This window comes from Paraburkholderia sp. RL18-085-BIA-A (assembly GCF_046027075.1).
Lineage (GTDB): Bacteria > Pseudomonadota > Gammaproteobacteria > Burkholderiales > Burkholderiaceae > Paraburkholderia.
In genome coordinates this window covers 23972-31724 of sequence record NZ_JARESU010000097.1, presented here as the reverse complement: position 1 = coordinate 31724, position 7753 = coordinate 23972, and the positions used below count along the sequence as shown (strand labels likewise).

The following is a 7753-nucleotide window of genomic DNA, read 5'->3' as shown; positions in this document are numbered from 1 at the left end:
GGGGTCATTGATGCTCCTCTTACCGTTAGAATGCTTTTTTCGGGTTGGTATTGTGGGCGATCGATCCATGCACTGCAACCCGATGAGCCGAGATTAGCACGATCGTACTATTTACGTGATACGGTATCGACCCGCAGGGCCGGGCTACCGGACCTGTCAACCGCAGCTGTCAATACAACCGAAAGGAACGACAATGGGCCGTTCGATCAATCTGGAAGGCAAGGTCGCGCTGATTACCGGCGCTTCGAGCGGGTTGGGAAAGCGCTTTGCTCAGGTGTTGTCGCAGGCGGGCGCCAAGGTCGTGCTGGCGAGCCGGCGTACCGAACGTCTGAAGGAACTGCGCGCCGAGATCGAGGCGTCCGGCGGCGCGGCGCATGTCGTTTCGCTCGACGTGACCGATTATCAGAGCATCAAGTCGGCGGTCGCGCATGCGGAGACCGAGGCCGGCACGATCGACATTCTGGTGAACAACTCGGGCGTGTCGACCACGCAGAAGCTCACCGAGGTCACGCCGGCCGACTTCGAATATGTATTCGACACGAATACGCGCGGCGCCTTCTTCGTCGCGCAGGAAGTGGCCAAGCGCATGATCATGCGCGGCAACAACGCGCAGAAACCGTCGTACCGGATCATCAATATCGCGTCGATGGCGGGCTTGCGCGTGCTGCCGCAAATCGGCCTGTATTCGATGAGCAAGGCGGCCGTCGTCCACATGACGAAGGCGATGGCGCTGGAGTGGGGCAAGCACGGCATCAACGTCAACGCGATCTGCCCGGGCTATATCGACACGGAAATCAACCATCATCACTGGTCGACCGAGCAGGGGCAGAAGCTGGTGTCGATGCTGCCGCGTCATCGCGTGGGCAAGCCGGACGATCTGGACGGGCTGCTGCTGTTGCTGGCGGCCGACGAATCGCAGTTCATCAACGGCTCGGTGATCGCCGCCGACGACGGCTTCGGGCTTGCGTGAGCGTCGCGTATGGGTGCAGGTTCGAAGAAAGTGTTTTGCGTGCCCGGGTCTTTTTCCAGCATACGCGCCGGGCTTATGTTGCAGCATGTTGCTGGCGTTTTCGGGCGGCTTCGCGCGCCGGCCTGGAACAGGTTTCAACACTTCAAAGAAGCAGGAAGAACGGAAGTACGATGAGCGATTTTCACGCAGTTTTCGAGATGTCGATGCCAATCCGTTGGGGCGACATGGATGCATTCGGCCATGTGAATAACACGGTCTATTTCCGCTACATGGAGCAGGTGCGGATTTCCTGGTTCGAGCAATTGGGCTTTATCGGCGGCAATGCGGATGGCGAGGGGCCGGTGATCGTCAACGCGTCGATGGAGTTTCTCAAGCAATTGCACTATCCCGGCGACGTGATCGGACGGATGTCGGTGGCGACGCCCGGGCGCAGCAGCTTCGACACTGGCTTCGAGCTGGTGCGCGCCGACGACCCGCACACCGTGTATGCGCGTGGCGCCGCGCGCTGCGTGTGGATTAACTACGCAGAGGGCAAATCGGTGCCGGTGCCCGAACTGCTGCGCACGACCATCGAGCGGGCCGCGCTGGTCAAGGCGGCTTGACGGCCTGAGCGCCGCTCGTCAACGGCCGGGCGCTCATGCCCGTGCCTCAATGCTTCTCGTGCCTTAACGCTCAAGTCTTAATGCTTGCGCGTCAATGCCCGTGCCTCAATTCCCGAGCAACCGCTGCAACAGCTCGGTTGCATTCCCCGTATCGTATTTGCGCATCAGCCGCGCCCGGTAGACATCGACCGTGCGTGGGCTGATCTCCAGCACCCGGCCGATCTGCTTGCTGGTCTTTCCCGTCACGAGTTGCGCGGCAATCTCGCGTTCGCGCGGTGTCAATTCCACCGCCACGCGCCGGGTGGCGCTCAAATCCTCGAAAGTCCAGATGCCTGCCGCATGCGGGTCGGTGCGTTGCTGCGCGCGGCCCGTCACGTGGCACCAGAACAATTCGCCGTTGGCGCGCTTCATGATGCGGTCGTCCGCGTAGCTGCCCTGGGCGGTCATGATCGGCGGAATGCGCGCGCCGATACGCTCGAACTCGTCCGTGGACGGATACAGCACCTGGAACGACTGGCCGAGCAGCCACTCGCGCGTGCAGCCGAAAATCGACGCCAGTTCGTCGTTGCAGTCTTCAATAACGCGTTCGCGCGACAGCACGAGTCCGATCGGGGCAAGTTGGAACGCGGTTCGGTAATCCAGGGCGGGCATGGCGTGGCGGCAAGTACTTATGTAGTTTTGCGTATTGTGCCGCATGGCAGGCACAGCGTACCCTTTCGGGCACATCACAACGCGGCGAAGTGGTCCGCGGCGGACGCCGCGCGCAGCTCATGTCGAGCTGGGCGCACAGTCTGCCGGGGATGACTAGAATGACGAAGCGGGCGCCGCCCGCATAACGTCGTGCCAGCCGCAACGATCCGGTTTCGGATTTCCATAGAGGAAGGGACAACTGATGAACAAGGTCTATCCAGGCGCCGCCGAGGCGCTGAAGGACATCGTCAAGGACGGGCAGACGTTTGCCGTCGGCGGCTTCGGGCTGTGCGGCATTCCGGAGGCGCTGATCGCGGCGCTGCGCGATTCGAAGGTGCAGGGCATCACCTGCATCAGCAACAATGCGGGTGTCGACGGGTTCGGCCTCGGCCTGCTGCTCGAAACGCGCCAGATCAAGAAGATGATTTCGTCGTACGTCGGCGAGAACAAGGAGTTCGAACGCCAGTATCTGGCTGGCGAACTCGAGCTCGAATTCACGCCGCAAGGCACGCTCGCCGAGAAGCTGCGCGCCGGCGGTTCGGGCATTCCGGCGTTTTTCACCAACACCGGCTACGGCACGCTGATCGCCGAAGGCAAGGAAACTCGCCAGTTCGGCGAGAACCACTACGTGCTCGAACATTCGCTGACGGCCGACGTCGCGCTCGTCAAGGCATGGAAGGCCGACAAATCGGGCAACCTGATCTACCGCCGCACCGCGCGCAACTTCAACCCGATGTGCGCGATGGCCGGCAAGATCACCGTCGCGGAAGTGGAAGAGATCGTCGAAGTGGGCGAACTCGATCCGGACGCAATCCATACGCCTGGCATCTTCGTGCAGCGCATCGTGCTGAATGCTCACCCGGAAAAACGCATTGAACAACGCGTCGTCCGCGCGAAAGGAGACTGATCATGGCATGGACTCGTGACGAAATGGCCGCGCGCGCGGCGAAGGAATTGCAGGACGGCTTTTATGTGAACCTCGGCATCGGCCTGCCGACGCTGGTGGCGAACCACGTGCCGGCCGGCGTCGAAGTGTGGCTGCAGTCGGAAAACGGCCTGCTCGGCATCGGCCCGTCGCCGACTGAAGACGAAGTGGACGCCGACCTGATCAACGCCGGCAAGCAGACCGTGACCACGCTGCCGGGCTCGTCGATTTTCTCGTCGGCGGATTCGTTCGCGATGATTCGCGGCGGCCACATCAACCTGGCGATTCTCGGCGCGATGCAGATCAGCAAGAACGGCGATCTGGCCAACTGGATGATCCCCGGCAAGATGATCAAGGGCATGGGCGGCGCGATGGATCTGGTCGCGGGCGTCAAGCGCGTGGTGGTGCTGATGGAGCACGTCGCAAAGGGCAACCAGCACAAGATTCTCGAAGAATGCACACTGCCGCTGACGGGCGTGGGCGTGGTCAATGAGATCATCACCGACCTCGGCGTGATCGAGGTGACGGATGCCGGTCTGAAGGTGACCGAACTGGCGCCGGGCGTGAGCATCGACGAAATCAAGGCGAAGACAGGCGCGCCGCTCGATGTGAGCGCGGTGAGCTGACGCTGATGTTAGCCGCTAACCGGTCGCGAGACGCTTGACTGACCGGCAGGCGGCAACGACGCAGTTTCCCAGGCGGGCGAGGCGAGAGTCTCGCCCGTTCTCTTTTGTGCCGCGCCCACGTGCGTCTGAAGTGATGTCCTAGGCCATCCGGCCGATCCTTGCCGCGCGGCAAAGCGGTTTACAATCGTTTGGAGACTAGACGCCAGTCGATTCCTGCCGTGCCCGAGCCCAATCCGCAGCGCTTTCGCAAGGAACCCAGATGACCGCAACCCCATCCGCTTCCACCACCGGGCGGCCCGTGCCGCGCCAACGTTATGTGCAGTGCGCGAGCGCCGCAGGCTTGCATCGCGTGGCCTATACCGAATGGGGCGACCCGGACAACCCGCGCGTGCTGCTCTGCGTGCACGGCCTGACGCGCTCGGGGCGCGATTTCGACCGCGTCGCGGCGGAATTCGCCGGAACCTACCGCGTGGTCTGTCCGGATGTGGTGGGACGGGGGTTGTCATCGTGGCTCGCCAACCCCAACTTGTATAGTGTGCCGCAATACGTGGCCGACATGGTCACCCTGATCGCGCGCCTGAACGTCGAAACGGTCGACTGGTTCGGCACCTCGATGGGCGGTCTGATCGGGCTCGGGCTCGCCGGTTTGCCAGACACGCCGATTCGCAAGCTGCTGTTGAACGACGTGGGTCCGCATCTGGAACCGGCCGCCGTGCAGCGCATCAGCGATTACCTCGGCAAACCCGCGCGCTTCGAAACGCTGCAGCAAGGCGTCGACTACGCTGCTTTGCTCGCGCAGACCTTCGGTCCACTCACGCCCGACGAATGGCGTGAAATCAATACGCCCCTGCTGCACGAACAGGGCGGCGCGTGGCTGTTCCGCTACGACCCGCGCATCGCGCAGCCGTTCGCCGCGACCAGCGAGGAAGCGTCGAAGCTCGGCGAGGCCGCGCTGTGGCATTCGCTGGTGTCGTTTCAGGGACCGGTGCTGGTGGTGCGGGGCGAGCAGTCCGATCTGCTGTCGCGGGAAACCGTCGCGAAGATGGTCGAGGTCGGGCGTACTGTCTCCAGCGTGGAAATTGCCGGTGTCGGGCATGCGCCGGCGTTCCTCGCGGACGATCAGATCGACATCGCGAGGCAGTTCTTTATCGGAGCGGTCGCCGACGCGTCATAATATGCAGTTCCGCGCGGCGTTTCTGATGGCGTCACGCGGATCGCATTCCGTTCAACTTCAACCCATCTTAGGATTTTTCATGGCAGTCATCCGTCACCACGTCGGCCAGCGCCTTTCGGAAATCGCCGTGCACAACGGTACCGTGTACCTCGCGGGCCAGATCGCCGAAGACGACGATCAGGACATCACGGGTCAGACGCGCGAAGTGCTCGCGCACATCGACCGTCTGCTGGCCGAAGTGAACAGCGACAAGTCGCAATTGCTGTCGGTGCAGATCTACATTTCCGACATGGTGCACTTCGCCGGCATGAACGCCGTGTGGGACGAGTGGGTCGCACAAGGCGCCACGCCGCCGCGCGCTACCGTCGAAGCCAGGCTCGCCAATCCGAAGTGCCTCGTCGAAATCGTCGTGGTTGCGGCGCAGCGCAGCTAAGCACCGTTGTTGAAATTCCGTTGATTCGTCTGGCCCGGCGGGCCGTCGCACCATGAATACCGAAATCGTTACGAGCACGCCGCATCCCATTCCTTCTTTCGACGAAGCGATGGCGTTCGTGCGCGAGCATGCGGGCGAGGTGCGGCTGTCGTCGGGCGAGTTGCTGGCGGATCACGCGGCGGGTACGGCGTCGATCATGCGCAAGCTCAACGTCGATCCGCCGGCGGTGCTGGCCGCGGCGCTGTTTGCGTTGACACCACATCTGCAGGACCCGGAGCGCGTGATCGCCGACAACTTCGGCGAAGAAGTCGCGCAACTGGTCGGCGACGTGCGCAAGCTGTTGCGTCTTGGCACGGTGAGCTTGCGCGCTGCGCAGAACGCGATACCCGAAGCCGGGCGCGACGCTCAAGCCGCGCGCCGCGCGCAGGTCGAGGCGCTGCGCAAGTTGCTGCTCGCGTTCGCGCAAGACATTCGCGTGGTGCTGATCCGCCTCGCGTCGCGGCTGCAATCGCTGCGCTATTACGCGGCGGCGAAAATCACCCCGTCACCGGACGTGGCGCGTGAGACGCTCGATATTTACGCGCCGCTCGCCAACCGTCTGGGCATCTGGCAACTGAAGTGGGAACTCGAAGATCTCGCGCTCCGCTTCGAAGAGCCGGTCACTTACAAGCGCATCGCGAAGCTGCTCGACGAGAAGCGCGTCGAGCGCGAGAGCTATGTCGCGCAGGCCATCGAACGGCTGCAACAGGAGCTGGCCGCCGCGCATATTCGCGCGGAAGTGAGCGGCCGGCCGAAGCACATCTATAGCATCTGGCGCAAGATGCGCGGCAAGGAGCTCGACTTTGCCGAGCTCTACGACGTGCGCGCATTTCGCGTCATCGTGCCGGACATCAAGGATTGCTACACCGTGCTCGGCATCGTGCACAACCTGTGGCAACCGGTGCCCAAAGAATTCGACGATTACATCTCGCGGCCCAAGCCGAACGGCTACAAGTCGCTGCATACGGTCGTGATCGGCGACGACGGCCGCGCGTTCGAAGTGCAGATCCGCACGCAGGAAATGCATCAGTTCGCCGAGTATGGTGTGGCTGCGCATTGGCGCTACAAGGAAGCGGGTACGCGCGGCTACGGCGGCCAGTTCACCGCCAACGAGAAGTACGACGAGAAGATCGCGTGGCTGCGTCAACTGCTCGCGTGGAAGGACGAGGTCTCCGAGGGCGAGCACGGCGAACAGCGCGCGCCGCAGCCGTGGGAGCAACTGCGCCAGGCCACGCTCGACGACGACCACATCTACGTGCTGACGCCGCAGGCGCGCGTGATTCCATTGCCGCACGGCGCGACGCCCGTCGATTTCGCATATCACCTGCATAGCGAGCTGGGGCATCGCTGCCGCGGCGCGCGGGTCGACGGTGCGATGGTGCCGCTCAACACGCCGTTGCAGAACGGTCAGACGGTCGAGATCGTCGCGGTGAAGGAGGGCGGTCCTTCGCGCGACTGGCTCAACCCGCAGCTCGGCTATCTGCAGAGTTCGCGCGCGCGGCAGAAGGTGCGCGCGTGGTTCAACGCGGTCGAGGTGCAGGAGCACATCGCGAGCGGCCGCGCGATGGTCGAAAAGACCTTGCAGCGCGAGGGCAAGACGTCGGTCAATCTCGATCAGCTTGCCGCGAAGCTCGGCTTCAAGACTACCGACGATCTGTTCTCGGTGGTCGGCAAGGAGGAGTTCAGTCTGCGGCTCGTCGAGCAGGCGCTGCACGATGCGCCGCCGCCGGAGCCTGTGGTCGAGGCGCCAGAGCAATTCGAGAAGCGCAGCAGCGGCGCAAGCGTCGCGCGCGGGGCGTCGACCGGGGTGCTGGTGGTCGGTGTCGACGCGTTGCTCACGCAGCTCGCGCGCTGCTGCCGGCCAGCGCCGCCGGACGATATCTGCGGCTTTGTCACGCGCGGCAAAGGCATGTCGATCCACCGCAGCGATTGCCCGACGTTCCAGCGAATGGCCGACCGCGCGCCCGAACGCGTGCTGCAAACGGCGTGGTCGGCGGATGTGATGAGCGGCCGCGGCCACTCCGTTTATCCCGTCGATCTGTCCATCGAAGCAACGGACCGGCAGGGTCTGCTGCGCGATATTTCCGAAGTGTTCGCGCGTGAAAAGATGAACGTGATCGGCGTGAAGACGCAGACGCGCCGCAACGCCGCGTTCATGCAGTTTACCGTCGAGGTGCAGAGCGCCGCGCAGATTCAGCGGGCGTGCACGTTGCTCGGCGAAGTGACGGGCGTGGTGCGCGCGTCGCGCAAGAACTGAAGCGCGCGATATGGCGCACGGGTGGGCGCACGTGTGG

Annotated in this window: 8 protein-coding genes; 7 read left to right on the top strand and 1 reads right to left on the bottom strand. The window is 63.5% G+C overall.

The genetic code is table 11. The annotated features are described in order from the left end of the window. Positions 1–193: 193 nt before the first annotated feature. Both P0D89_RS37940 and P0D89_RS37935 read left to right on the top strand, forming a co-directional pair. Positions 194–970, top strand: coding sequence for an SDR family oxidoreductase (locus P0D89_RS37940; protein ID WP_408366574.1), 777 nt, complete (start codon positions 194–196; stop codon positions 968–970). A 170-nt stretch (positions 971–1140) separates the two neighbouring features. After that, on the top strand, positions 1141–1572 hold the full coding sequence (locus P0D89_RS37935; protein ID WP_408366572.1) for an acyl-CoA thioesterase: 432 nt from the start codon (positions 1141–1143) through the stop codon (positions 1570–1572). A gap of 105 nt (positions 1573–1677) precedes the next feature. Here P0D89_RS37935 and P0D89_RS37930 read toward each other — a convergent pair whose 3' ends face one another. Further along, the gene (locus P0D89_RS37930) at positions 1678–2223 is read right to left on the bottom strand and encodes a LuxR C-terminal-related transcriptional regulator (protein ID WP_149667982.1); all 546 of its coding nucleotides are present in this window, start codon (positions 2221–2223) and stop codon (positions 1678–1680) included. 241 nt (positions 2224–2464) lie between these two features. Between P0D89_RS37930 and P0D89_RS37925 the strand changes: the two genes are divergently transcribed. From P0D89_RS37925 to P0D89_RS37905, 5 genes are all read left to right on the top strand, one after another. Beyond that, positions 2465–3169, top strand: a complete 705-nt coding sequence (locus tag P0D89_RS37925) for a CoA transferase subunit A (RefSeq protein WP_408366570.1) — start codon at positions 2465–2467, stop codon at positions 3167–3169. Between the two features lie 2 nt (positions 3170–3171). Then, positions 3172–3813: a CoA transferase subunit B gene (locus tag P0D89_RS37920; RefSeq protein WP_408366568.1), complete on the top strand. Its 642-nt coding sequence runs from the start codon at positions 3172–3174 to the stop codon at positions 3811–3813. Positions 3814–4072: 259 nt separating this feature from the next. Continuing rightward, a complete protein-coding gene (locus P0D89_RS37915; protein WP_408366566.1) occupies positions 4073–4987 on the top strand; it encodes an alpha/beta fold hydrolase in 915 nt (304 codons plus the stop codon). A gap of 79 nt (positions 4988–5066) precedes the next feature. Beyond that, a complete protein-coding gene (locus P0D89_RS37910) occupies positions 5067–5420 on the top strand; it encodes a RidA family protein (RefSeq protein WP_408366564.1) in 354 nt (117 codons plus the stop codon). 52 nt (positions 5421–5472) lie between these two features. Beyond that, on the top strand, positions 5473–7716 hold the full coding sequence (locus P0D89_RS37905) for a RelA/SpoT family protein (RefSeq protein WP_408366562.1): 2244 nt from the start codon (positions 5473–5475) through the stop codon (positions 7714–7716). Positions 7717–7753: the final 37 nt, after the last annotated feature.

Bases quoted from the DNA above. Each gene is read 5' to 3' on its own strand.
- P0D89_RS37910 (WP_408366564.1), top strand. From the start codon at position 5,067: ATGGCAGTCATCCGTCACCACGTCGGCCAGCGCCTTTCGGAAATCGCC.
- P0D89_RS37940 (WP_408366574.1), top strand. From the start codon at position 194: ATGGGCCGTTCGATCAATCTGGAAGGCAAGGTCGCGCTGATTACCGGC.
- P0D89_RS37930 (WP_149667982.1), bottom strand. From the start codon at position 2,223: ATGCCCGCCCTGGATTACCGAACCGCGTTCCAACTTGCCCCGATCGGA.
- P0D89_RS37925 (WP_408366570.1), top strand. From the start codon at position 2,465: ATGAACAAGGTCTATCCAGGCGCCGCCGAGGCGCTGAAGGACATCGTC.
- P0D89_RS37920 (WP_408366568.1), top strand. From the start codon at position 3,172: ATGGCATGGACTCGTGACGAAATGGCCGCGCGCGCGGCGAAGGAATTG.
- P0D89_RS37935 (WP_408366572.1), top strand. From the start codon at position 1,141: ATGAGCGATTTTCACGCAGTTTTCGAGATGTCGATGCCAATCCGTTGG.
- P0D89_RS37905 (WP_408366562.1), top strand. From the start codon at position 5,473: ATGAATACCGAAATCGTTACGAGCACGCCGCATCCCATTCCTTCTTTC.
- P0D89_RS37915 (WP_408366566.1), top strand. From the start codon at position 4,073: ATGACCGCAACCCCATCCGCTTCCACCACCGGGCGGCCCGTGCCGCGC.